The following is a 21,801-nucleotide window of genomic DNA, read 5'->3' as shown; positions in this document are numbered from 1 at the left end:
GCATGTCTGCGGCGCGTGGGACGATGACGGGGTGAGCAAGCAGGACGGGTCCGATCGCCTCGTCTCGGGGCCCGACGTCGACGACACGACGGCGACCATCCTGCACGTCGACCTCGACGCCTTCTTCGCCTCCGCGTCGCTGCTGAGCCGGCCCGACCTCGTCGGGCTGCCGGTCGTCATCGGCCACGACTCGACCCGCTCGGTCGTCACCGCCGCGACCTACGAGGCACGCAGGTACGGCGTGCACTCCGCGATGCCGATGGGCCGCGCGCTGCGGCTGTGCCCGAGCGCGGTCATCCTCGAGCCCGACTTCAGCCTCTACCAGCGGCTCTCGAAGCAGGTGATGGCCATCCTCGACGACGTCTCGCCCGACGTCGAGCGGCTCGGCATCGACGAGGCGTTCGTCGGCATCGCCGGTCTGCGGCGGCTGTCGGGCGGCGCGAACCGCATCGGACCGGCGCTCCGGGCGCGCATCCGCGCCGAGACGGGCCTCGTCGCCTCCGTCGGCGCGGCAGGCACGAAGTACGTCGCCAAGCTCGCGTCGTCGCGCGCGAAGCCCGACGGGATGCTCGTCGTGCCCGACGACGCGGTCGTCGGCTTCCTGCATCCGCAGCCCGTCTCGGCGCTCTGGGGCGTCGGCCCGAAGCAGCAGGAGCGGCTCGAGCGCTACGGTCTCAACACCGTCGGCGACGTCGCCCGCACCCCGCCCGAGCGGCTCGCCGCATGGTTCGGCCCCGCCACCGGTGCCCACCTCGCGGCCCTCGCCTGGGGGCGCGACTCGCGCACAGTGCAGGAGCGTGCGGAGCAGGAGCGCGGCCACGAGCAGTCGTTCGGCCACAACCACACGTTCCACCACGACATCACCGACCGCGCCGAGCAGCAGGGCGAGATCCTGCGCCTCGCGACCGGCGTCGGCCGGCGGCTCCGCGACGCGGGCGTGCAGGCGCGCACGGTGACGCTCACCGTGCGCTTCCACGACTTCCGCACGATCACGCGGTCGCGCACCCTGCCCGAGCCCACCGACGTGACGCGCGTGCTCGTCGAGACGGCGTGGTCGCTGCTCGAGGCGCTCGGGCCCATCCCGCCCGTGCGGCTGCTGGGCGTGCGCGCGAGCGGCGTGCAGGATGCCGCCGACCTCGGCCTGCTGTGGGACGACACCGCGACGTGGGGGAGCGCGGAGCGCGCGATGGACGCGGTGCACGACCGCTTCGGCGCCGCGGCCGTGGCGCCCGCGAGCATGCTGCGGCGCGAGCGCAAGCGGGCCGACCTGGGGCCGTCGGGCGGCGACTGAGGCCGAACGCTCTGCGCATCCGCCGAGCGCCTCGGTCGTGCGCGTGCGGCGTGCGCGCCGTAGCCTCGCCGTGTGAGCCGGAGAGACGTCGTGGTGTGCCACCTGCTGTCGCTCGACGGCGTCGCCGAGGCGCCCGAGGAGTTCTTCGACCCATGGGGCGACGAGGCGGACGCCGCGGCCGCCGAGTGGTGCACGACGCAGGACGCCGTCGTGCTCGGCCGACGCAGCTACGACGAGTGGGTGCGGTTCTGGCCGGGCAGCGACCTGGAGCCGTTCGCGTCGTTCATCGGCGCCGTCGAGAAGCACGTCGCCACCTCGACGCCGCTCGACCCGCCGTGGTCGAACGCGCGGGCGATCGACGGCGACCTCGTCGACAGCATCCGCGAGCTGCGCAGCCGACCCGGGGGAGAGATCGGCGTGCACGCGAGCATCTCGATCGCGCAGGCGCTCCTGGCCGCCGGCGTCGTCGACCGGCTGCGACTGCTCGTCGCGCCGACGATCGTCGGCCCAGGGCGTCGGCTGCTCGACGGCCTGCCGCCGATGCGCCTCACCCCGATCCGCAGCGAGGTGACGCCGGGCGGCTGCCTCCTGCTCGACCACCGCGTGGCGCTGGCGTGACGAGCGCTGGCGTGAGGAGCGACGGCGCGACGATCGACGGCGCCACGATAGACGCCCCGCTCGTGCGCGCGCTGCTCAGCGAGCAGTTCCCCGCGTGGGCCGCGCTGCCCCTCCGCCCCGTCGACGAGGGCGGCAACGACCACCGGATGTTCCGGCTGGGCGACGCCCTCAGCGTGCGGCTGCCGAGCGCCCCCGGCTACGTGCCGCAGGTCGAGAAGGAGCAGTCGTGGCTGCCGCGGCTCGCGGCGACGGTGCCGCTGCCCATCCCCACCGTCGTGGGCGCCGGACGAGCCTCAGCGCGCTTCTCCGCCCCGTGGTCGGTCTACGGGTGGCTCGAGGGCGAGCCGGCGTGGAGCGCGGCGATCGACGACCCCGAGCGCTTCGCCGCCGACCTCGCGCGCTTCCTGGTCGCGCTGCGCGGTGCCGACACCGCCGGCGCGCCGGCCCCCGGTCCGCACAGCGCCTTCCGCGGCGGCCCGCTCGAGCACTGGGACGACGAGATGCGCGACCTGCTGCTCCGCGTCGAGGGCAGCGAGCGGGACGGCGCGGCCGGCATCTGGCGTGACGCGCTGGCCGCGCCCCACACCGGGCCCACCACCTGGTTCCACGGCGACGTCTCGACGCACAACCTGCTCGTGCGCGACGGCGAGCTGTCGGCCGTCATCGACTTCGGCTGCTCGGGGGTCGGCGACACCGCGTGCGACACCGTGATCGTCTGGACCCACCTGCACGGCGCCGCGCGCGGCGTCTACCGCCGCGAGCTCGAGGTCGACGACGCGACGTGGGCGCGCGGGCGCGGCTGGGCCATCTGGAAGGCCCTCATCATGCTCGACAGCCGATGGCCGGCGCAGGTCGCGCTCGCACGCCGCGTGCTCGAGCGGCTGCTCGACGAGCGGTGAGCGAGCGTCAGCCCGTCAGCGGCGGCCGAGCCACCGCTCGAGCGGGATCGAGCCTGACTCGTTGGGCGTGACCACCCAGATGACGAGGTAGAGGCCCCACCCGACGACGGGCAGGGCGAAGAGCAGCAGCATCAGGACGCGCACGATCCAGACGTTGATGCGCAGCTTGGCGGCGATGCCGCCGCAGATGCCGGCGAGCAGTCGCTGCGGGCCGCGGCGGAAGCCGGCGGAGCGGATGGTGTCGAAGACGGAGGCCATGGCGCGAGCGTAGCCGCGTCGGCCGGGCATCGGCAGGGAGCGGTCTGCCGCACAGCCGCCTCCCGGAACGGGAAGAGGCCCGGAGCATCTGCTCCGGGCCTCTCTCTGTGCGCGAGGGGGGACTTGAACCCCCACGCCCTAATACGGGCACTAGCACCTCAAGCTAGCGCGTCTGCCATTTCCGCCACCCGCGCATGGTGTCGGATGCGCGTCTCCACGCATGTCTTCACCAGGTGTCGATCGGCAGTCCATCGCTGTACTGCACGACCGAGAGACGACTCTAGCACGGCGCTCGAGGGCCCGACGACCACCCGGGCGGCACCATCCGGGCGGCTACCCTGGACGAGTGACCGACGGCCTCTCCCGCACCGCCCAGCTCGCCAGGGACCTCATCCGGTTCGACACCCAGAACTGGGGCGGCGGTCGCTCCTCGGGCGAGGCCGACGCCGCCGCGTACGTGGCCGAGGTGCTCGCGTCGATGGGTGTCGAGAGCCAGACGCTCGAGTCCGCGCCGGGCCGCGCGAGCGTGATCGCCCGCATCGACGGCACCGATCCGTCGCTGCCGCTGCTCGTCGTGCACGGCCACCTCGACGTCGTGCCGGCGGACGCCTCCGAGTGGAGCGTCGACCCGTTCGCGGGCGAGATCCGCGACGGCTGCCTGTGGGGCCGCGGCGCCGTCGACATGAAGCAGATGGACGCGATGATCCTCGCGGCCCTCGAGCGCATCCTCGCCGCCGGCCGTCGCCCGCGCCGCGGCCTCGTGATCGCGTTCTTCGCCGACGAGGAGGCCGGCGGCGAGTACGGCGCCCACTGGCTCGTGCGCGAGCACCCGGAGCTCTTCGCGGGTGCGACCGAGGCGATCAGCGAGGTCGGCGGGTACTCCGTCGAGATCGCCGGCACCCGCGCCTACCTGCTGCAGACCGCCGAGAAGGCGCTCCAGTGGATCCTGCTCCGCGCCCGCGGCACCGCCGCGCACGGCTCGCAGCACATGCGCGACAACGCCGTCACGAAGCTCGCGCGCGCAGTCGCCGACGTCGGCGCGCACGAGTTCCCGGTCGAGCTGACCGACACGACGCGCGCCCTCATCGCTGGCGTCGCCGAGCTGCTCGGCGTCGAGGACGACGACCCGGATGCGGTCGCCGAGCGCACCGGGACGATCTCGCGCTTCCTGCGCTCGAGCCTGCGGCACACCGCCAACCCGACGATGCTCGAGGCCGGCTACAAGCACAACGTCATCCCCTCGGTCGCGGAGGCGCGGATCGACGTGCGGCCGCTGCCGGGCCGCGAGGCGGAGGCGATCGACGCGATCAAGGCGGTCGTCGGCGACGACATCGAGGTCGAGCTCGTGCACGGCGACGTGGGCATCGAGCACTCGTACAGCGGCGAGCTCGTCGAGGCGATGGCGGCCGCACTCACCCGGCACGACCCCGAGGCGCGGGTGCTGCCGTACATGCTCTCCGGCGGCACCGACAACAAGTCGCTCTCGGAGCTCGGCATCGCCGGCTACGGCTTCGCCCCCCTCAAGCTGACGCCCGAGCTCGACTTCGCCGCGATGTTCCACGGCGTCGACGAGCGCGTGCCGCTCACCGCGCTCGACTTCGGCACCGACGTGCTCGAAGACCTGCTGCTGACGTACTGAGCCTCCGACCGACCGAACGACTGACCTAGGGACCATGGACTGGCTGATCGCGATTCTGCTCGGAGTGCTCCAGGGCGCCACCGAGTTCCTGCCCATCTCGTCGAGCGCGCACCTGCGCATCGCCGGTGAGCTGCTGCCCGGGGCGGAGGACCCGGGCGCGACGTTCACCGCGATCACGCAGATCGGCACCGAGATCGCGGTCGTCGTGTTCTTCTGGCGCGACATCTCGCGCATCATCGCGAAGTGGTTCGGCTCGCTGCGCGGGCGGGTCGCGAAGGACGACCCGGACGTGAAGATGGGCTGGCTCGTCATCATCGGCACGATCCCGATCGTGCTCGCGGGCGTGCTCTTCCAGGACCTCATCCGCGACCAGTGGCGGAGCCTGTGGATCACCGCCACGGTGCTGATCGTCTTCGGCATCATCCTCGGCCTGTGCGACATGCTCGGCAAGCGCGTGAAGACGCTCGAGACGACGACCTACCGCGACGGACTGCTCATCGGGCTCGCCCAGGTGCTCGCGCTCGTGCCCGGCGTCTCCCGCTCCGGCGCGACGACGAGCATGGGCCGCGCGCTCGGCTACGAGCGCCCCGCGGCCGCGAAGTACGCGTTCTTCCTCGCCGTGCCCGCCGTCTTCGGCGCCGGCCTGTACGAGACGGCGCAGGCGATCACCGAGCCGTCGTCGGTCGGCCTCGGCTGGGGTCCGACGATCGTCGCCACGATCGTCGCGTTCCTCGTGGGCATCGCCGTCATCAAGTGGCTCATGGCCTTCATCTCGCGCGGCAGCTTCCTGCCGTTCGTCATCTACCGCATCGCGCTCGGCGCGGTGCTGCTGGTCGCGCTGAGCGCCGGCTGGATCGACGCCCAGTGATCGGGGGCAGGCAGTGAGGTCCTGGCAGCGCGCCGAGGTGCCGTCGCTCGACGCGCTCGGGCACGGCACGGGGGAGCGGCCGAGCGTCCACGACGTGCGGCGCGACGGCCGCGCCGTCATCCCCGCCGGCGGTCCGGACGACCGGCCGACCGCATCCATGTACACGTGCGGCATCACGCCCTACGACGCGACCCACCTGGGGCACGCGTTCACCTACCTCGCGTTCGACACGCTCACGCGCGTGTGGCTCGACGCCGGGATCGAGGTGCGCACGGCGATGAACTCGACCGACGTCGACGACCCGCTGCTCGAGCGCGCCGCGCGCGACGGCGTGGACTGGCGCGAGCTCGCCGATCGGCAGCAGCAGCTGTTCCGCGGCGACATGGAGGCGCTGCGCATCCTGCCGCCCGACTCCTGGGTCGCGGTGACCGAGCGCATCCAGCCCATCGCCGAGGCGGTGCAGCGGATGCTCGACACCGGCGACGCCTACACACTGCCCGCCGAGGGCGCCGTCGACGCGGACGGCGTCGACGTGCTCTTCGACTCGGCGAAGCGGCGCCAGTTCCCGATGGGCACGGGCAGCCGCACGGGCGCCGACGAGATGCTCGAGCTCACGCGCGAGTTCGGCGGCGACCCCGACCGCCCCGGCAAGCGCTCGCCGCTCGACCCGCTGCTGTGGCGCGCCGAGCGCCCGGGGGAGCCCGCATGGGACTCGCCCGTCGGCCGCGGCCGGCCCGGCTGGCACGTCGAGTGCACGGCGATCGCGATGGAGGAGCTCGGCGCGCCGTTCACGGTGGCCGCAGGCGGCCGTGACCTGCGCTTCCCGCACCAGGAGATGCAGGGGCACCACGCGCTCGCGCTGGGCGCGCCGATGTTCAGCGACGTGCGGCTCAACGCCGGGCTCGTCGCGTTCGAAGGCGAGAAGATGTCGAAGTCGCTCGGCAACCTCGTGCTCGTCTCGCGGCTGCTGCAGGAGGGCGCACGGCCCGCGGCGGTGCGGCTCGCCCTGCTCGACCACCACTGGCGCGAGGACTGGGAGTGGTTCCCGGAGATGCTCGAGGCAGCGGAGCAGCGGCTCGACCGCTGGCTCGCGTGGTCGACGATGCCCGACGACGACCCGTCGCTCGCGGAGTCGATCGTGCCCTGGCTGCGCGTGACGCTCGCCGACGACCTGCACACGCCGGCGGCGCTGCAGGCGGTGGATGCGTTCATCCTGCGCGCGCCCGCCGACGAGGGCAGCCTCGCCGCGATCGACGCGCTGCTGGGCATCGACCTGCGGACCGTCGAGCCGCGCTGACCCGGCCCCGATCGGTCGTTCCCGCCCCGAACGGGCGCCGAGTGGTCGCTCCCGCCCGGAGCGGGCGCCGAGTGGTCACGTGCGGTCGGCTACAGCGCTCGAGGGCAGCCACAAGTGACCAATCGACGTCGCGACCTCGCCGAGGGGTGGGCTTGGCCGCTAGGGGTGGCTCGGCCAGCGAGGGACGGGCTTGCCCGCGACGGGTGGCTACGCAGGCCCACCTGTCGCGGGCAGGCCCACCTGGCGCGGGCAGCCCCACCTGTCGGCGGTGAGCTCGCCGGAGGGTCAGACGGGCGGCGCCGGCGGGGCGTCGTCGTCGTCGGCCGCTGCGGGTCCGTCCGTCGGCTTCTTGCTCTCGTCCCGCAGGAAGCGCTCGAACTCGTGCGCGATCGCCTCGCCCGACGCCTCCGGGCTCTCGACCGCGTCGCGCTGCTCCTCGAGCTTGCCGATGTAGGCGCGCATGTCGTCGTCGCGCTCGGTGAGCTCGTCGATGCCGCGCTCCCACTCACCAGACTGCTCGACGAGGTCGCCGAGCGGGATCGTGACGTCGACCATCTCGGACAGCTGGTCGACGAGCGCGATGACGGCCTTCGGCGCGGGTGCGTTGTGCACGTAGTGCGGCACGGATGCCCACAGCGACGCGGTGCGGACGCCCGCCTCCTGCGCCGCGAGCGACAGCACCGTCATGATGCCCGTCGGCCCCTCGTACTCGCTCTGCAGCACCCCGAGGCGCGCCTGCAGCTCGCGGCTGTCGCTCGTGATCGACGTCGAGATGGGCCGCGTGTGCGGCACGTCGGCGAGCATCGCGCCGACGAAGACGATCGCGTCGACCTCGCACCCGCGCACGATCTCGAGGAACTCCGCCGCGTACGCGGTCCAGTTGCGGCTCGGCTCCGCACCGACGAGCGCGAAGATCTCGCCCTCGTTGCCGCTCGAGACGTCGAGCCCCGCGTCCTCGGCGAGCGCCTCGCGGCTCGACGGCTTGGTCGGCGCGTAGGCGATCGTCGACGGCCACTGCAGCGCGCGGGTGCCGTCCTCGAGCGTGCGCACCACCGGCCGGTGCATCGCGAAGTCGACGAACTCGTCCGGCTCGATCTCGTCGAACGCCTCGAGCTCGCACGCCTCGATGAGCCGGCGCACCGCGCCGCTCGCCGCATCGCCGGCATCCGTCCAGCCCTCGAACGCGACCACCATGATGCGGCCCTCGATCGGTCCTCGTGCCACGCCTGGCACCTCCTCCACGTCAAGCGCCGAGTCTACGCTCGCCCGGTGGAGCCCCGGAGCGACGGCCCGTCAGAGCCGCCGACCCCGCGCGACTAGGCTGGCTCGGTGATCTTGCCTGCCGCCGTGCTGTTCGACATGGACGGCACCCTCATCGACTCGGAGCCGTCGTGGATGGCCGCTGAGGCTCGCCTCGCCGCCGAGTTCGACATCCCCTGGACCGCCGACGACGCGGAGTCGCTCGTCGGCATCGACCTCTGGGACGGCGCCCGCGCGTTCATCGCCCGGGGCGTGCCGCTCGAGGCCGACGCCATCGTCGAGCGCCTCGTCGGCGAGGTGATCGCCGACCTCGGCGACACCCTGCCCGCCCGGCCCGGCGCGCTCGAGCTGCTGCGCCAGCTGCGCGAGCAGGGCGTGCCCGTCGCGCTCGTGACGATGTCGACCCGCGCGCTCGTCGACCGCATCGAGGCCGCCTTCGCCGCGGCGCTCGGGACCGCGCCCTTCGACGCGACCGTCGCGGGCGACGAGTGCGAGCGCGGCAAGCCGCACCCCGAGCCCTACCTGCGCGGCGCGTCGCTGCTGGGCGTCGACCCGGCGGATGCGGTCGCGATCGAGGACTCGTTCACCGGCGTCGCGAGCGCGCTCGCCGCGGGCATCACCACGATCGGCGTGCCGCACGCCGTCGACGTCTCGCGCGTGCCCGGCGTCATCCACTGGCCCACCCTCGCCGGGCGCACCCCGGCGGACCTCGCGGCCGCGATCAGAGAGGCCCGCGCATGATGGGCAGGACCGGCCCCTTCCAGTGGGGCGACGTGGTGCAGGTCACCGGCCCGAAGCAGCGGATGAACACGATCGTGCTCACCGAGGGCAAGCACCTCCACACGCAGCACGGCTCCGTGCCGCACGAGGGCTTCGTGGGGGCCGACGACGGCTCGCTCGTCATGGTGGGGGAGGCCCCGCACCTCGCGATCCGCCCGCTGCTCCACGACTACGTCATGTCGATGCCGCGCGGCGCCGCGATCATCTACCCGAAGGACGCGGCGCACATCGTCGGCTTCGCCGACATCCACCCGGACCTCACGGTCGTCGAGGCGGGCGTCGGCTCCGGCGCGCTCTCGCTGTTTCTGCTGCGCGCGCTGCACGGCACCGGCCGGCTGGTCTCGTTCGAGCGGCGCGAGGAGTTCCGCGCCGTCGCCGAGTCGAACGTCACCGGCTTCTTCGGCGGCCGGCCCGACAACTGGCAGACGGTGCTCGGCGACCTCGCCGAGGAGCTGCCGGCGCACGTCGCCGACGGCGAGGCCGACCGCGTGCTGCTCGACATGCTCGCGCCCTGGGAGTGCGTCGAGGCGACCGCGCGGGCGCTCCGGCCCGGCGGGCTCGTGCTCTGCTACGTCGCGACCGTCACCCAGCTCTCGCGCACCGTCGAGGCGATCCGCGCCGACGGCCGCTTCACGGCGCCGAAGTCGTCGGAGACGCTCGTGCGCGGCTGGCACGTCGAGGGGCTCGCGGTGCGCCCCGACCACCGGATGGTCGCGCACACCGGCTTCCTCATGACGGCCCGGCGCGTCGCCGACGGCGTCGACCTGCCGTCGTTCCGCCGCCGTGCCGCGAAGGCCGACTTCGCCGACGCCGACATCGAGGCGTGGACCCCTGGCGCGGTCGGCGACCGCACGCCGAGCGACAAGCGCGCCCGGCGGGCGGCGCGCGACGCGCGCATCCAGGCGGAGGCGATCACGAGCGGCGGGCGCCCCGCTGCCGCCGCACCGACGGCCCCGTCGACGCCTGCCGACCCGACCCCGCCCGACGAGGCCGAGTCGGCCGCGCAGGTAGACTGACCCGAGCCTCCCCGACCCCGAAAGGCACCGCCGTGCGCACACGCCCCCTCTCGATCGCCGCGCTGCTCGTCGCAGCAGCCGGCCTCACCGCGTGCCAGGCGCCTGCGGGCAGCATCGACGGCTGCGGGCCGCTCCTGCAGCCGGGTGCGGCGACGAGCCAGGTGAGCGTCGAGCAGGCGGAGGGCGCACCGACCGTCGAGTTCGAGATCCCGCTCGTCTCCGACGGCGACCAGGCGCAGGTGCTCGGCGGCGAGGGGAAGCGCGCGAGCGAGGGCGACATCGTCGACGCCGACTACGTCGTCTACTCCGGCAAGACCGGCGCCCTCATCTCCAGCTCCTACGAGGCGTCGGCCGAGGGCCAGCCCGCCGCGACCCCGCTGCGCCTCACGGCCGGCGGCGAGTCGGTGCTCGCGGACGCCGTCGCGTGCGGCGCCCCGGGCGCGAGCATCGTCGTGACGACCACCATCTCGAGCCTCTTCGGCCCGACGGCGGAGTCGCCGGAGCTCGACATCACGCCGGCCGACACCGCCGTCGTCGTGCTCGGCGTCAGCGACGTGCGCGCCGGCCGCGCCGAGGGCAGCGCACGCCCCGGCCAGCAGGGCATGCCCGCGATCGCGATCGCCCCCGACGGCCGCCCCGGCGTCACGTTCCCCGGCAGCCCGGCCCCCGCGGACCTCACCGTGATGCAGAGCATCCGCGGCACCGGCGAGGAGGTCGCCGAGGGCGACCGCCTGCTGCTGCACTACACCGGCATCGTCTGGGAGACCGAGGAGGTGTTCGACTCGTCGTGGGAGACGGGCGCGCCCGCGGTCTTCACGATCGACGACGCCAGCCTCATCCCCGGATTCGTGGATGCCGTGGTCGGCCAGCCGATCGGCAGCCAGGTCGTGGTCTCGATCCCGCAGGAGCTCGGCTACGACGACCCGGCGACGCGCCCCGCGTCGATCGGCGAGGGCGAGCACCTCCTGTTCGTGATCGACATCCTCGACCGTCTCGAGCCCGCCGCCGAATGACCGCCAGCTGATGGCACGCATCGAGGCCGAGGAGCGGCAGTTCTCGCTCCTGCTCGCGCTCGTCGACACGCGGGGCGGCGTCACGAAGCACGAGCTCTTCGAGCGCGTCGCCGGCTACCAGGGGCAGCGTCCGGGCGACGCGCTCGAGCGCATGTTCGAGCGCGACAAGGATGCGCTCCGCGAGCTGGGCATCGTCATCGACGTCGTGCAGCCCCCGGGCGACGACAGCAACCACGACGCCCGCTACCGCGTGCTCGACGGCGTGCTCGGCGACCCCGCCGAGCTGCAGTTCGACGCCGAGGAGCGCGAGCTGCTCGACCTCGCGCTGCGCGTCTGGCATGAGGGCGGCCTCACCGAGGAGGCGCAGCGCGCCGCGCTCAAGCTGCGCGCCGACCCCGAGTTCCGCGGCGGCCTGCCGCTCGAGCGCACCCCCGGCCGCAGCGAGGCGGCCGACGTGCTCCAGCCGCGCCAGCGCCCGCGCGAGAGCGCGTTCCAGGCGCTCAAGCGCGCCGCCGACCGCGGCCGCGAGGTGGTCTTCGACTACCTGAAGCCGGGTGAGCGCACGCCGCGCACGCGCACGGTGCAGCCATGGGCGACCGTGCTGTTCCGGGGTCGGTGGATGCTCGTCGGCCACGACCTCGGCGCGGAGGACACCCGCACCTTCCTCATGCAGCGCATCGTCTCGCCCGTGCGCGACCGCGCGCCGAAGCGGCCGTTCGAGGCGCCGGCCGACGCCGCGTCGGCGGCGATCGAGAAGCTCGAGGAGATCTGGCGCACCGCCACGGTGCGCGTGCTCGCGGTGCCCGGCAGCGACGCCGACATCCGCCTGCGGCACCGGCCCGACACCGCCGAGGAGGGCCGGCTGCTCGTGATCCACCACGCCGACCGGCACGTCGTCGCCGACGAGCTCGCCGGCTTCGGCGCCGACATCGCCGTCGTCTGGCCCGACGAGCAGCGCGAGCTCGTGCGCCAGCGGCTCGAGCGCATCCGCGACGCGCACGCCGACGGGAGCGGCTCGTGAGCGCCGGTCGCGTCGAGCGCGGCCTCGGGCTGCTGCTCTCGCTCATCCAGTACGTCAGCGCGTCGGGCTCCGCGTCCGTCGAGGAGGCGGCACGCCACTTCGGCGTCGACCAGGAGCGCATCCGCGAGGCGGTGCAGCGCGTGTTCATGTCGGGCGTGCCCGACGGCGCGGGCGACTTCGTGCGCTTCGACATCGACGTCGACGCGTTCGAGGAGCAGGACATCATCGCCGTGACGATGCGGCCCGCCTTCGAGGATGAGACGCTGCGGCTCTCGCCGCGCGAGGCGAGCGCCCTCATCGCGGGGCTCGCGCTCGTCGCGGGCTACACCGACGCATCGCCAGAGCGCGTCGAGGCGCTGCGCGCCAAGCTCCGCCGCGCCGCCTCGACGGGCGCCGACACCGTCGCGGTCGACGCCCGGGCCGTGCCGCGCACGGCGCAGGTCGTGCGCGATGCCATCCGCGACCGCCGGGTGCTCGCGATCGACTACCGCAAGCCCGGGGAGGGCAGCGCGCGTCGCCGCGTCGCCCCGGTGCGCCTGCAGCTGCGCGAGGGGCAGGTCTTCGTCGAGGGCGTCGACCTCGACCGGCAGGGGATGCGCACGTTCCGCCTCGACCGGATCGAGTCGATCGAGCCGGTCGGCGACGCGTGGCCCGAGCAGCTGCCCCCGCACGAGCGCGTGGTCGCCGGCACGGCGCAGGTCGTCGCGACGCGCGCGGCCGCGGCGATGCTCGCCGACTACGCCACGAGCGACCCCGTCTCGATCGACGGGGAGCGCGTGCGGCTCGACATCGAGGTGTGGAGCGAGCCGAGCGTGCTGCGCGCGGTCGCCGCGTGCGGCGGTGACGCCGAGATCGTCGCGCCCGCGAGCCTGCGCCGCGCGATGCACCGCTTCGCGGTCGAGGCGCTGCGCGGCGCCGACGACGGCGCCGACCCCGGCCAGCCCGCCTGAGCGCGGAAGCGTCGCCCGCGCACGCGGGCCGGTAGGATGGCTGCGTAGGGCAGACGAGGGGAAACGATCATGGGCGGCTTCTTCAACAACGCGGCATCGCATTGGTGGATCATCCTGATCATCGTCGTGCTCATCTTCGGCGCGACGAAGCTCCCGGCACTCGCGCGGAGCATCGGCCAGTCCGTGAACATCCTGAAGAAGGAGGTCAAGGGCGACGACGCCACGGCCCCCTCCTCGCGCCCGGAGACCGACGACACCGCGTCCAGCACCGACCGGAAGTAGGCGGATGGCCCGCAGAGGCCGCATCGAGAACCCCCAGGGCCGGATGCCGCTAGCCGGGCATCTGCGCGAGTTCAAGCGGCGCTTCCTCATCGCAGGCATCGCCTTCGGGCTGTGCGCGATCGGCGGCTTCTTCCTCGCTGCGCCCGTGCTGCAGCTGCTGAGCTCCCCGCTCGACGACCTGCGCGCCCAGGGCCTCGCCGTCGACCTCAACATCACGAACGTCACGCAGGCGTTCGACGTGCAGATGCGCATCGCGTTCATGCTCGGCATCATCCTGTCGAGCCCGATCTGGCTGTGGCAGCTGCTCGCGTTCATCGTGCCGGGCCTGCGCAGCGTCGAGCGGCGCTACGTCTTCGGCTTCGTCGGCGCCGCCGTGCCGCTCTTCATCGGCGGCTGCCTGACCGGCTGGTACGTGCTGCCCCGCATCATCAGCCTGTTCGTCGGCTTCACGCCGGCCGGGTTCAGCGCCTACCTCGGCGCCCAGGACTACTGGGACTTCTCGTTCAAGCTCGTCTTCGCCGTCGGCGTCGCCTACGTGCTGCCGGTCATCGTCGTCTTCCTCAACCTCGCCGGGGTCTACGAGGGGAAGACGATCCTCAAGGGCTGGCGCTGGGCCGTGCTCGCCGCGACGCTCTTCGGCGCCTTCGTCACCCCGGCGGGGGAGGTGCTCAGCATGTTCATCATCGCCGTGCCGATGGTCGTGCTGTACTTCGCCGCCGCCGGGTTCGCCCTCATCGTCGATCGCCGGCGCGCGAAGCGCGCGCTGGCCGAGGAGAGCCGAGTCGCATGAGCCACGCCACCGACGCCTTCGCCCGGGCCATGCCCTTCGGCCTCGACCCCTTCCAGCGGGAGGCGTGCGAGGCGATCGAGGCGGGCTCGAGCGTGCTCGTCGCCGCGCCGACCGGCGCCGGCAAGACCGTCGTCGCGGAGTTCGCCATACACATGACGATGGAGGCGCCGACCGGCCGCGTCTTCTACACGACGCCGATGAAGGCGCTGTCGAACCAGAAGCACCGCGAGCTCACCGAGGTCTACGGCCCCGCATCCGTCGGCCTCCTCACCGGCGACACCTCCATCAACGGCGACGCCCGGATCGTGGTCATGACGACCGAGGTGCTGCGCAACATGCTCTACGAGGGTCGCGACCTCACCGAGCTCGAGTACGTCGTGATGGACGAGGTGCACTACCTCGCCGACCGCTTCCGCGGCGCCGTCTGGGAGGAGGTCATCATCCACCTCCCGCGGCACGTGCGGATGGTGTCGCTCTCGGCGACCGTCTCGAACGCGGAGGAGTTCGGCGCCTGGCTCGACGCCGTGCGCGGCGACACCCGCGTGATCGTCAGCGAGCACCGGCCGGTGCCGCTCGACGCGCACGTGCACATCCGCGGCCGGCTCGTCGACCTCTTCGACTCGAAGGCGGGCGAGGAGTCGCACAGGCCCGGCCGCGAGCTCGTCGAGCTCGCCCGCGGCAGCGACATCACCGACTCGGCGTCGCACGGCCACCGCGACCGCGGCGGCCACAACCGCTACCGCTCGCGGCGCCCGGCGAAGGGCGGCCACCGCCCCGGGCCCGGACCCGGCAGGGGTCGCGGCGGCTTCGGCGGCCGGGTCGACCGCGTCGAGCTCATCGCGATGCTCGACGACCGGCAGATGCTGCCGGCGATCGACTTCATCTTCTCGCGCGCCGGATGCGACGCGGCGGTGCGGCAGGTCGTCCAGGGCGGCGTGCGGCTCACGACCCCCGAGGACCGCGCCGAGATCCGCGCGATCGTCGACGAGCGCTGCCGGCTGCTCGACGACGCCGACCTCGGCGTGCTGGGCTACTTCGAGTGGCTCGACGGGCTCGAGCGTGGCGTCGCCGCGCACCACGCGGGGCTGCTGCCGGTGTTCAAGGAGGTCGTCGAGGAGCTCTTCCGCGCGCGGCTCGTGAAGGTCGTCTTCGCGACCGAGACGCTCGCGCTCGGCATCAACATGCCGGCCCGCACGGTCGTGCTCGAGCAGCTCGAGAAGTTCAACGGTGAGGCCCGCGTGCGCATCACGCCGGGGGAGTACACGCAGCTCACCGGCCGCGCCGGTCGCCGAGGCATCGACACCGAGGGCCACGGCGTCGTCGTCTGGAACGGCGCCCTCCAGCCAGCGGAGGTCGCCGGGCTCGCCTCCCGCCGCACCTACCCGCTGCACTCGAGCTTCCGCCCGACCTACAACATGGCCGTCAACCTCGTCGACCGGCTCGGCGTCGTCGGCACCCGCGAGGTGCTCGAGACGTCGTTCGCGCAGTTCCAGGCCGACCGCTCCGTCGTGCAGCTCGCCCGCCGCGTCGTCGACCAGCGCGCGAGCCTCGCCGGCTACGAGGAGTCGATGACGTGCCACCTCGGCGACTTCCGCGAGTACGCCCAGCTGCGGCGCGAGGTGACCGATCTCGAGCGGGACGACCAGCGGCAGGGCCTCAGCCACGGCGACCACGAGCGGCTGCAGCGCGAGCTGAAGCGCGTGCGCGCGGCGATGCGCGCGCATCCGTGCCACGCGTGCCCGGACCGCGAGCAGCACGCCCGCTGGGGCGAGCGCTACTGGCGGCTGCGCCGCGACATCGAGAAGGCGGAGCGGCAGATCGACCGCCGCACCGGCCAGGTCGCGGAGCGCTTCGACCGCATCACCGAGATCCTCCGCGAGCTCGGCTACCTCGAGCAGACCGCTGACGGCGAGCGGGTCTCGGCCGCGGGTGACGTGCTCCGCCGCATCTACGGCGAGCGCGACCTGCTCACCGCCGAGAGCCTCCGCCAGGGCCTGTGGACCGGGCTCGACGCGCCCGCGCTCGCCGCCATCGCCTGCGCGCTCGTCTACGAGGGCAGGCGCGACGACGGCATGCTGCCGGAGCGGATGCTGCCGAAGGGACCGTTCCTCGACGCGCTCGATGCGACGCAGCGGCTCTGGGCGCAGCTCGACGACCTCGAGCAGGGGCACCGGCTGCCCGGCACCCTGCCGCTGCAGACGGGGCTCACCCTCGCGATGCATCGCTGGGCGCGCGGGTACCAGCTCGAGGCCGTGCTGCAGGACACCGAGCTCGCCGCGGGCGACTTCGTGCGCTGGACGAAGCAGACCATCGACGTGCTCGAGCAGCTCGAGCAGGTGGCGCCGAAGCGCCTGTCGCGCACGGCGGGCGAAGCCGTCGACCGCATCCGCCGCGGCGTCGTCGAGGCGTCCGGGTCGGCGCTGTGAGCGCGCGCACCGGCGCGGAGGCGAGCGCCGCGGCCCCCGCAGCGCGACCGAGCCCCGCGCGCGCAGCGGCGACGCTCCGCCTCCGCGCCCGCCAGCCCCTGCCGCTCGCCTACGCGTGGGCAGCGTCCATCCTCGGCGGCGCGATGCTGCCGTTCGCCTTCCAGCCCTTCGACTGGTGGTTCCTCGTGGTGCCGGCGGTCGCGCTCGCGCTGGCGTCGCTGCGCGGCCGCTCGCTGCCCTCCGCGTTCTGGCTCGGGTTCGCCACCGGCGCGATCTTCTTCCTGCTCCACATCCAGTGGATCACCGTCTACCTCGGCGCCGTGCCGCTCGTCGCGCTCACCGCCTGGATGGCGGTCTGGTGGGGACTGGGCGGGATGGCGCTCGCGCTCGCGTGGCGCTGGGGCGAGCCGCGCCTGCAGCGGCCGCTCGGCGCCTTCCTCGGCATGCCGGCGCTGCTCGGCGCCGTCTGGACGCTGCGCGAGTCGCTGTCGTCGAGCGTGCCGTGGGGCGGCTTCGCCTGGGGCAGGCTCGCGCACACGCAGGCGTCGAGCCCCCTCGCCGACACGACGAGCTGGGTCGGCTTCGCCGGCCTGACGTTCGTGCTCGCGGCGCTCTCCGCGCTGCTGCTGCAGCTCGTCCTCCACCACCGCACGATCCTGCGCCGGCGGCTGACGATCGCGGCAGCTGCGCTCATCGCGGTGGTCGCGATCCCGGCGTTCCCAGTCGAGACGACCGGCAGCATCCGCGTGGGCGCGGTCCAGGGTGCGAGCGAGGCCGGCCTGCTGGCGCCCTACACGCGCGGCGAGATCCTGCAGGAGCACGTCGACGCGACCGGGCTGCTCGCGGGTGAGGACCTCGACCTGCTCGTCTGGCCCGAGAACGCGGGCGAGTTCTACGCCGACGAGGATCCCGCGACGCTCGCTGCGCTCGACAGGGTGGCGACCGCGTTCGACGCGCCGCTCGTCGTCGGCTCGGTGACCCGCGACGGCGACGACACGTACAACGCGCTGCTGCAGGTCGAGCCGGGGGAGGGCGCGGTCGCGGAGTACCGCAAGCGCCACCCGGTGCCGTTCGCCGAGTACCTGCCGGAGCGCTGGCTGTTCGAGCCCGTCCTCGACGCGCTCGGCTTCCTCGAGCTCATCCCGCGCGACTTCTCGGTCGACCCCTCGAGCGCCAACGCCTTCGACGTCGCCGGCGTCTCGGCAGGGCTCGCGATCTGCTTCGACATCATCGACGACCAGCTCGCGCGGGAGATGGTGGCGACGCACGGCGCCGAGATCATCCTCGCGCCGACGAACAACGCCGACTTCGGCCGCGGGTCGGCCGAGAACGTGCAGCAGCTCGCGATCGCGCAGCTGCGCGCCGTCGAGGCCGGCCGCGCGCTCGTGAACATCTCGACGGTCGGCACGAGCGCGATGATCGCGCCCGACGGCACCGTCATCGACCGGCTGCAGCAGTACGAGCCGGGCACGATGCTCGAGGACCTGCCGCTCTCGACGACCGTCACTCCCGGCATCCGTCTGGGAGCATGGGTCGACGCGGCGCTGTGCATCGGCGCCGCGCTCGCACTGGCCGGGCTCGCGATCGCGAGCCGCGGGTCCCGGCGCAGCACCGACCGAAGGAGCGCGGATGCCTGACGTGATGATCGTCGTCCCGACCTACGACGAGATCGAGACGCTCGAGCGCACGGTCGGCAGGCTCCGCCAGTCGGTGCCGCACGCCGAGCTCGTGATCATCGACGACGGCAGCCCCGACGGCACCGGCGAGCTCGCCGACCGGCTCGCCAAGGCCGACGCGGGCACGCTCGTCATCCACCGCGAGGAGCGCGGCTACCGCTCGGCCGTCATCGAGGGCATGCGCTTCGCCATGGCGCGCGGCGCGACGAAGGTCGTCGTCACCGACGCGGACGGCTCGTACGACGCCGACGACCTGCCGGAGCTGCTCGCGGTCTCCGCAAGCGGCGTCGACCTCGTGATCGGCTCGCGGTTCGTCGAGGGCAGCGACGTGCGCAACATGGGCCTCCGCCGACGGGTGCTCTCGCGGCTCGGCAACGCGTACGCGCGCGGGATGCTCGCCACCGGCGTGCAGGACCTCACGAGCTCGCTGCGCGTCTACCGCACGCGCGTGCTCGAGCACGTCGACCTCGACGCGATCCAGGTCGACGCCTATGCCTTCCAGATCGCCATGGCCGTGCGGGTCGCCCAGGCGGGCGGCACGATCGCGGAGGTGCCGATCGGCTTCATCGAGCGCGCGGTCGGGGCTTCGAAGATGCGCCTCGCGGAGGAGCTCGCGACGCTCGGCGCGGTCACCAAGTGGTCGCTCGCCGGCGTGCGCGCGCTCCCGAAGGCGCCCCGCTAGCTCGACGCCGCCCGGGAGGTGCCCGGCTCGCGTCGAGTGGTCACCCCCGCACTTGAGTGGTCACTTCCGTGGGTGAGTGGTCACTCCCGCGGGTGAGTGGTCACTCGCGCGGGTGAGCGGTCACTCCCGCGAGTGAGTGGTCACTTCCGCACTTGAGTGGTCACTCCCGGAGGTGAGCGGTCAATCCTGCCGGTGAGCGGTCACTCCCGCGGGTGAGTGGTCACTGCCGCGGTTGAGCGGTCACTCCCGCGTCGGGACCGCTCGGTGGCCGGGATGACCGCGACCCACCCACCGGATGCGCTGGTCACCTGCCGCACCACTGACCCGCCGCAGCGGCCGCTCGCGTGCCGCAGCGGCCATTCCCATCCCGCAGCGACCACTCAACGCGCCGAGATGACTACTCACATCCCGAGATGACCACTCACGCGCGGGAATGACCACTCACGCGCGGGAATGACCACTCACGCGCGGGAATGACCACTCACGCGCGGGAATGACCACTCACGTGCCGGAGTGGCCGCTCACGAGCGGGAGGGCCAGGTCGCAGCGGTCGGTCACGATGCCGTCGACGCCGAGCGCGAGCAGCTCGCGCATCTCGGCCTCGTCGTTGATCGTCCACACGTGCACCTCGACACCGGCCTGCTGGAAGGCCGCGACGCTCCGCTCCGTGACGATCTCGACGCCCTTCGCGCGGCGCGGCACCTGCAGCGCGACGACCGGCGCGAGGATGCCCCGCAGCCGGGAGCGGAGGCCCAGCCGCTGCGCCGCGAGGGCTTGCATCACGATCGACCTCGAGGCGCTGGTCGCGACCTCCGGCAGCAGCTGCTGCGCCTGCCGTCGGCGCCGCTCCGAGAACGACGTGAGCAGCACGCGGTCGACGGCCTTCGCCTCGACGACCGCGCGCACGGCGGGCACGACGGAGGCATCCGACTTCAGGTCGATGTTCCATCGCGCGTCGGGCAGCGCGAGCAGCGCCTCGCGCAGCCCCGGCACGCCCTCGCCCTGACCGAGGTCGATCTGCTGCAGGTCGCGCCAAAGGGTGCGCTCGATCACGACGTCGGTGCCCGCGACCCGGTCGAGCCCGGGATCGTGCGCGAGCACGGCGACGCCGTCGGCGGTCGCGTGCACGTCGGTCTCGAGGAAGGTCGCGCCCGCGTCGACGGCCGCGATGAAGGCCATCATGGTGTTCTCCGGCGCGCCGAGGGCGAGCCCGCGATGCGCGAGCACCCTCGGCGGGGCCGGGGTCAGGTACGGGCTCACGCCCGCGGCGACCCGCCGTCGTCGACGCCCTGGTCGGCGTCCGTGGCGCGCGGCGCCTCTGCGGCCGCCTCGCGCGCGGTCTCGATGGCCTCGCTGTAGTCGGTGTCGGGCGTCTCGTCGGCGAGCGACGTCGTCGACGACACGGTGTCGGTGCGGCCGGCGTCCTGCGGGTCGATGCCGCTCGCCTGCAGCGTCTCGGCGATCGAGGGCACCTCGACGTCGCTCACCGAGTCGGCCTGGAAGGTCTCGTCGAGGATCGACGGCTCCGCCGCCTCCGAGCGCTTGCCCTTCGACTTCTGGAACGGCACGTCGGCACGGCCCTCGAGGAACCCGCGGCCGACGCTCTGCAGCGCCTCCGTGAGCTCGGACGGGATGATCCACAGCTTGTTCGCGTCGCCCTCGGCGAGCTTCGGCAGCGTCTGCAGGTACTGGTAGGACAGCAGCTTGTCGTCGGCGTCGCCCTCGTGGATGGCGGCGAAGACGCGCTCGATGGCCTCCGACTCACCCTTGGCGAGCAGCACCTGCGCCTCGGCGTCGCCCTTCGCGCGGAGCACCTGGGCCTTGGCCTGGCCCTCGGCGCGCAGGATCTCGGACTGGCGCAGACCCTCGGCCTCGAGGATCTGCGACTGCTTCGAGCCCTCGGCGGTGAGGATGGCGGCGCGGCGGTCGCGCTCGGCGCGCATCTGCTTCTCCATCGAGTCCTGGATGGAGTGGGGCGGGTCGATCGCCTTGAGCTCGACGCGGCCCACGCGCAGGCCCCACTTGCCGGTGGCCTGGTCGAGCACGTTGCGCAGTTGCCCGTTGATCGTGTCGCGGCTCGTGAGCGCCTCTTCGAGGTTCATGCCACCGACGACGTTGCGGAGCGTGGTGGTCGTGAGCTGCTCGACGGCCGAGAGGTAGTCGGCGATCTCGTAGGTCGCCGCGCGGGCATCCGTCACCTGGAAGTAGACGACCGTGTCGATCGAGACGACGAGGTTGTCCTCGGTGATGACCGGCTGCGGCGGGAAGGAGCGCACCTGCTCGCGCATGTCGACGTGGTACGAGACCCGGTCGATGAACGGCACGAGGAAGTTCAGGCCCGGCTGGAGCACGCGGTGGAAGCGGCCGAGGCGCTCGACGACACCGGTGAAGCCCTGCTTGATGATCCGGATCGACCTGAAGAGCGTGACGAGCACGAACAGGACGACGAGGATCACCACGACGAGCAGGAATCCTCCGAGGATGAATTGTCCGTCGAACGGCATGGGTGCTCCTTGGGGTTAGCGCTGCGCGGGGACGACGATGGCCGTCGCCCCCTCGATGGCGGTGACGACGATGCGCTCGCCGACGTCGGGATCGCGCTGCTGCGCGGCGGGGGAGAGGCGGGACGTCCAGACGTCGCCGTTCGCGAGGGTCACCTCGCCGGCGCCGCGCTCGAACGAGCGCGTCACCTCGCCCGCCATGCCGAGCAGCGCCTCGATGCCCTGCTTGTTGACCTCGCCCGACTCCTGCAGCCGCTCGAGCAGCTTCGGGCGGACGAGGAAGAGCAGCAGGAGCGCCGCCGCGGCCGCGATGAGGATCTGCACCCACCACGGCAGGCCAGTGATGCTCGAGACGAGGCCGACGGTCGACGCGAGGCCGATCATGAGGAAGGTGAACTCGAGCGTGACCATCTCGATGATGAAGCACACGAGTGCCACCACGAGCCACACGACCCACGCGTACTGGACGAGATCCACCCCTTCAGCATAGGGAGCGCAGCCTGGGATGGGGCCCGGCACGCAGGCGCCCGCGCC

Annotated in this window: 20 protein-coding genes, 1 tRNA gene and 1 pseudogene; 16 read left to right on the top strand and 6 right to left on the bottom strand. The window is 73.1% G+C overall.

Features of this window, described 5'->3' with window-relative positions; genetic code table 11:
- The first annotated feature begins 31 nt into the window (after positions 1 to 31).
- From dinB to EDD26_RS11770, 3 genes are all read left to right on the top strand, one after another.
- Positions 32 to 1,291 carry a DNA polymerase IV gene (gene dinB, locus EDD26_RS11780; RefSeq protein WP_123697885.1) on the top strand — a complete coding sequence of 420 codons (1,260 nt, stop codon included), beginning with the start codon at positions 32 to 34 and terminating at the stop codon, positions 1,289 to 1,291.
- Positions 1,292 to 1,363: 72 nt separating this feature from the next.
- Positions 1,364 to 1,909, top strand: a complete 546-nt coding sequence (locus EDD26_RS11775) for a dihydrofolate reductase family protein (protein WP_123697884.1) — start codon at positions 1,364 to 1,366, stop codon at positions 1,907 to 1,909.
- 11 nt (positions 1,910 to 1,920) lie between these two features.
- Positions 1,921 to 2,808 (top strand): aminoglycoside phosphotransferase family protein, encoded by an 888-nt coding sequence (locus EDD26_RS11770; protein WP_245989890.1) that lies wholly within the window; start codon positions 1,921 to 1,923, stop codon positions 2,806 to 2,808.
- Positions 2,809 to 2,823: 15 nt separating this feature from the next.
- On the opposite strand, the gene EDD26_RS11765 is transcribed toward EDD26_RS11770, so the two are convergent.
- A complete protein-coding gene (locus EDD26_RS11765; RefSeq protein ID WP_123697883.1) occupies positions 2,824 to 3,066 on the bottom strand; it encodes a PspC domain-containing protein in 243 nt (80 codons plus the stop codon).
- Between the two features lie 108 nt (positions 3,067 to 3,174).
- Positions 3,175 to 3,260, bottom strand: a tRNA-Leu gene (locus tag EDD26_RS11760).
- Positions 3,261 to 3,412: 152 nt separating this feature from the next.
- Between EDD26_RS11760 and EDD26_RS11755 the strand changes: the two genes are divergently transcribed.
- The 3 genes from EDD26_RS11755 to EDD26_RS11745 are packed head-to-tail and all read left to right on the top strand — an operon-like array spanning position 3,413 to position 6,870.
- Entirely contained in the window at positions 3,413 to 4,705 is a 1,293-nt protein-coding gene (locus tag EDD26_RS11755) for a M20/M25/M40 family metallo-hydrolase (protein WP_245989889.1), read from the top strand.
- Positions 4,706 to 4,739: 34 nt separating this feature from the next.
- Positions 4,740 to 5,573 carry an undecaprenyl-diphosphate phosphatase gene (locus EDD26_RS11750; RefSeq protein ID WP_123697881.1) on the top strand — a complete coding sequence of 278 codons (834 nt, stop codon included), beginning with the start codon at positions 4,740 to 4,742 and terminating at the stop codon, positions 5,571 to 5,573.
- Between the two features lie 13 nt (positions 5,574 to 5,586).
- Positions 5,587 to 6,870 (top strand): cysteine--1-D-myo-inosityl 2-amino-2-deoxy-alpha-D-glucopyranoside ligase, encoded by a 1,284-nt coding sequence (locus EDD26_RS11745; RefSeq protein WP_123697880.1) that lies wholly within the window; start codon positions 5,587 to 5,589, stop codon positions 6,868 to 6,870.
- A gap of 285 nt (positions 6,871 to 7,155) precedes the next feature.
- Here EDD26_RS11745 and EDD26_RS11740 read toward each other — a convergent pair whose 3' ends face one another.
- Positions 7,156 to 8,094: a PAC2 family protein gene (locus EDD26_RS11740; protein WP_245989888.1), complete on the bottom strand. Its 939-nt coding sequence runs from the start codon at positions 8,092 to 8,094 to the stop codon at positions 7,156 to 7,158.
- A 105-nt stretch (positions 8,095 to 8,199) separates the two neighbouring features.
- Here EDD26_RS11740 and EDD26_RS11735 point away from each other — a divergent pair, with 105 nt between their 5' ends.
- The 10 genes from EDD26_RS11735 to EDD26_RS11690 all read left to right on the top strand — a co-directional run bounded on the left by EDD26_RS11735 (position 8,200) and on the right by EDD26_RS11690 (position 18,766).
- Positions 8,200 to 8,871, top strand: coding sequence for an HAD family hydrolase (locus EDD26_RS11735; protein ID WP_245989886.1), 672 nt, complete (start codon positions 8,200 to 8,202; stop codon positions 8,869 to 8,871).
- A complete protein-coding gene (locus EDD26_RS11730) occupies positions 8,868 to 9,926 on the top strand; it encodes a tRNA (adenine-N1)-methyltransferase (protein WP_425453445.1) in 1,059 nt (352 codons plus the stop codon). The genes EDD26_RS11735 and EDD26_RS11730 overlap by 4 nt, the downstream gene beginning before the upstream one ends.
- 32 nt (positions 9,927 to 9,958) lie before the next feature.
- Positions 9,959 to 10,939, top strand: coding sequence for an FKBP-type peptidyl-prolyl cis-trans isomerase (locus EDD26_RS11725; RefSeq protein WP_123697879.1), 981 nt, complete (start codon positions 9,959 to 9,961; stop codon positions 10,937 to 10,939).
- Between the two features lie 10 nt (positions 10,940 to 10,949).
- The gene (locus EDD26_RS11720; protein ID WP_123697878.1) at positions 10,950 to 11,960 is read left to right on the top strand and encodes a helix-turn-helix transcriptional regulator; all 1,011 of its coding nucleotides are present in this window, start codon (positions 10,950 to 10,952) and stop codon (positions 11,958 to 11,960) included.
- A complete protein-coding gene (locus EDD26_RS11715; protein ID WP_123697877.1) occupies positions 11,957 to 12,910 on the top strand; it encodes a helix-turn-helix transcriptional regulator in 954 nt (317 codons plus the stop codon). Before EDD26_RS11720 ends, EDD26_RS11715 begins: the two co-directional genes overlap by 4 nt.
- Positions 12,911 to 12,979: 69 nt before the next feature.
- On the top strand, positions 12,980 to 13,192 hold the full coding sequence (gene tatA / locus EDD26_RS11710; RefSeq protein WP_123697876.1) for a twin-arginine translocase TatA/TatE family subunit: 213 nt from the start codon (positions 12,980 to 12,982) through the stop codon (positions 13,190 to 13,192).
- 4 nt (positions 13,193 to 13,196) lie between these two features.
- Complete coding sequence (gene tatC / locus EDD26_RS11705; RefSeq protein ID WP_245989885.1) at positions 13,197 to 13,982, top strand: twin-arginine translocase subunit TatC; 786 nt, start codon at positions 13,197 to 13,199, stop codon at positions 13,980 to 13,982.
- Positions 13,979 to 16,408: a DEAD/DEAH box helicase gene (locus tag EDD26_RS11700; RefSeq protein ID WP_123697875.1), complete on the top strand. Its 2,430-nt coding sequence runs from the start codon at positions 13,979 to 13,981 to the stop codon at positions 16,406 to 16,408. Before tatC ends, EDD26_RS11700 begins: the two co-directional genes overlap by 4 nt.
- The gene (gene lnt, locus EDD26_RS11695; RefSeq protein WP_123697874.1) at positions 16,405 to 18,045 is read left to right on the top strand and encodes an apolipoprotein N-acyltransferase; all 1,641 of its coding nucleotides are present in this window, start codon (positions 16,405 to 16,407) and stop codon (positions 18,043 to 18,045) included. Before EDD26_RS11700 ends, lnt begins: the two co-directional genes overlap by 4 nt.
- Positions 18,038 to 18,766: a glycosyltransferase gene (locus EDD26_RS11690; protein ID WP_123697873.1), complete on the top strand. Its 729-nt coding sequence runs from the start codon at positions 18,038 to 18,040 to the stop codon at positions 18,764 to 18,766. The genes lnt and EDD26_RS11690 overlap by 8 nt, the downstream gene beginning before the upstream one ends.
- A gap of 501 nt (positions 18,767 to 19,267) precedes the next feature.
- Here the strand turns inward: EDD26_RS11690 and EDD26_RS11685 are convergent.
- From EDD26_RS11685 to EDD26_RS14770, 3 genes and pseudogenes are all read right to left on the bottom strand, one after another.
- Complete coding sequence (locus tag EDD26_RS11685; protein ID WP_123697872.1) at positions 19,268 to 20,026, bottom strand: glycerophosphodiester phosphodiesterase family protein; 759 nt, start codon at positions 20,024 to 20,026, stop codon at positions 19,268 to 19,270.
- A gap of 326 nt (positions 20,027 to 20,352) precedes the next feature.
- Positions 20,353 to 21,270: pseudogene (locus EDD26_RS11680) on the bottom strand (SPFH domain-containing protein); the annotation flags it as partial.
- A gap of 15 nt (positions 21,271 to 21,285) precedes the next feature.
- On the bottom strand, positions 21,286 to 21,744 hold the full coding sequence (locus EDD26_RS14770; RefSeq protein WP_245989878.1) for an NfeD family protein: 459 nt from the start codon (positions 21,742 to 21,744) through the stop codon (positions 21,286 to 21,288).
- Between the last annotated feature and the right edge of the window lie 57 nt (positions 21,745 to 21,801).

Source organism: Agrococcus jenensis (genome assembly GCF_003752465.1).
In the GTDB taxonomy this organism is placed as follows: Bacteria; Actinomycetota; Actinomycetes; order Actinomycetales; family Microbacteriaceae; genus Agrococcus; species Agrococcus jenensis.
The sequence above is the reverse complement of the archived record's forward strand: the minus strand, read 5'-3'. Positions and strand labels throughout refer to the sequence as shown.

Coding starts and splice junctions, on each gene's coding strand:
- EDD26_RS11765 (WP_123697883.1), bottom strand. CDS start 3,066: ATGGCCTCCGTCTTCGACACCATCCGCTCCGCCGGCTTCCGCCGCGGC.
- EDD26_RS11750 (WP_123697881.1), top strand. CDS start 4,740: ATGGACTGGCTGATCGCGATTCTGCTCGGAGTGCTCCAGGGCGCCACC.
- EDD26_RS11730 (WP_425453445.1), top strand. CDS start 8,868: ATGATGGGCAGGACCGGCCCCTTCCAGTGGGGCGACGTGGTGCAGGTC.
- EDD26_RS11720 (WP_123697878.1), top strand. CDS start 10,950: ATGGCACGCATCGAGGCCGAGGAGCGGCAGTTCTCGCTCCTGCTCGCG.
- tatA (WP_123697876.1), top strand. CDS start 12,980: ATGGGCGGCTTCTTCAACAACGCGGCATCGCATTGGTGGATCATCCTG.
- tatC (WP_245989885.1), top strand. CDS start 13,197: ATGGCCCGCAGAGGCCGCATCGAGAACCCCCAGGGCCGGATGCCGCTA.
- EDD26_RS11700 (WP_123697875.1), top strand. CDS start 13,979: ATGAGCCACGCCACCGACGCCTTCGCCCGGGCCATGCCCTTCGGCCTC.
- EDD26_RS11690 (WP_123697873.1), top strand. CDS start 18,038: ATGCCTGACGTGATGATCGTCGTCCCGACCTACGACGAGATCGAGACG.